This window comes from Sunxiuqinia indica, assembly GCF_009847015.1.
Lineage (GTDB): Bacteria > Bacteroidota > Bacteroidia > Bacteroidales > Prolixibacteraceae > Sunxiuqinia > Sunxiuqinia indica.
This window is the reverse complement of the sequence record NZ_WVEM01000002.1, coordinates 400,802-401,447: the sequence shown is the minus strand read 5'-3', so window position 1 is coordinate 401,447 and position 646 is coordinate 400,802. Positions and strand designations below refer to the sequence as shown.

At 49.1% G+C, this 646-nt stretch carries 1 protein-coding gene; it reads left to right on the top strand.

Translation table 11 applies throughout. The annotated features are described in order from the left end of the window. Positions 1-646, top strand: a 646-nt coding sequence (locus GR929_RS04875; RefSeq protein WP_159517806.1) for a hypothetical protein, incomplete at both ends; no start/stop codon positions are given.

Here is a 646-nt window from a genome sequence, read left to right as displayed (position 1 = left end):
CGATACCGGAACTGATCATCCCGTCGTTCCCGGATTCATTGAGCTGCGAAGAGGCTGATACCTTTACAACGCCTGATGATACCACATTCAGCAATGGGCTAGGTGGCGACTGTGAAATAAATGGCTCAGCAATTGCATCAATGACTAAGACTTACGATGAATGTACTGGTGGTACAATCACCATCACGTACACGGCCAGCAGTGTTTGTGGACAAACGCTGATTAAAACGGCGACCATTATTGTCAAGCCAGCGCCGATACCGGAACTAATCATCCCGACATTCCCCGATTCTCTGAGCTGTGCAGAAGCCGATGCATTTACTACTCCTGATGATACGACGTTCAGTAATGGGTTGGGTGGACTTTGTGAGATTGGTGGTAACGCGACTGCGTCAATCAGTAAAACATACGATGAGTGTACCGGTGGTACAATCACAATAACCTATACGGCAAGCAGTGTTTGCGGTCAGACGCTGATTAAAACGGCGACCATTAACGTGAAGCCGGCTCCGATACCGGAACTGATCATCCCGACATTCCCGGATTCACTGAGCTGTGAAGAGGCTGATGCCTTTACAACACCTGCGGATACGACATTCAGCAATGGGTTGGGTGGACTTTGTGAGATTGGTGGTAATGCGACTGC